The sequence below is a fragment of the Tsukamurella conjunctivitidis genome, from assembly GCF_007858475.1.
GTDB lineage: Bacteria > Actinomycetota > Actinomycetes > Mycobacteriales > Mycobacteriaceae > Tsukamurella > Tsukamurella conjunctivitidis.
Genome location: NZ_VIGX01000101.1, coordinates 1 through 688, shown reverse-complemented (window position 1 = coordinate 688; position 688 = coordinate 1). Strand labels below are relative to the sequence as shown.

Sequence of the window (688 nt, the reverse complement as noted above, 5' to 3'; positions counted from 1 at the left end):
CCCGACTGGACGTTGCCGCGCGTAGCTGACGTCATCGCCCACGTGCACGAGTAGGCGGAATCGTGTCGGTAGCCTCCCCAGGACGCCTGAGCAGCCGATGGGCCTACATCGGGCCAAGTCAGCTCGGGCGTCTCGCCGACAGCGTGCGCCTCGTCAATGAGTACCGCGGCAGCAGGGTCATAGGCGATGCGGATAGCCTCGCACAGCTCTTGTGCGGACAGAGGATGCGCAGCCCCCGCGCCCGTTGCCTGCAATCCGGCCGTCAGACCGGGCAGCCGAGCAGCAAGCTCACGAGCCATCTCCTCAGCCTTGCGCTTCCTACTGCCCGACCGGTGGGAGGCGTTGAACGTGATGGCGACGGATGCCTTCACCGTCGACGATCCTGACGGGTAGCGGGCGACCACTTCACGCAACATCTCTTGAGCGAAATCAGGAGCGTTGTCGTCGATGTTCATCTCGACCTCGCGACGCAGCCGCGTGCCTGAATCCGGCGCGGTTTCGATCGTGACCGATGCCGCCTCGATGCCGGGCTCGTCTCCCAGGTTCGCCAGCCAGTGACCCCAGTCGGCTACCCACACGTCGATCTGCTCCTGGTCGACCAGAGCGGCACCATCAGGTTCCGTGCCGATCACGACCGAGAAAGAGGATGTGGCCGGCGTGTAGAGCAGAGCGAACGGGCGACCATAGG

General features: G+C 65.1%; 1 protein-coding gene. It reads right to left on the bottom strand.

What is annotated here, in order from left to right; translation table 11 throughout:
* On the bottom strand, positions 1–688 hold a 688-nt coding region (locus FK530_RS24550), incomplete at both ends, for an SCO6880 family protein (RefSeq protein WP_331456376.1).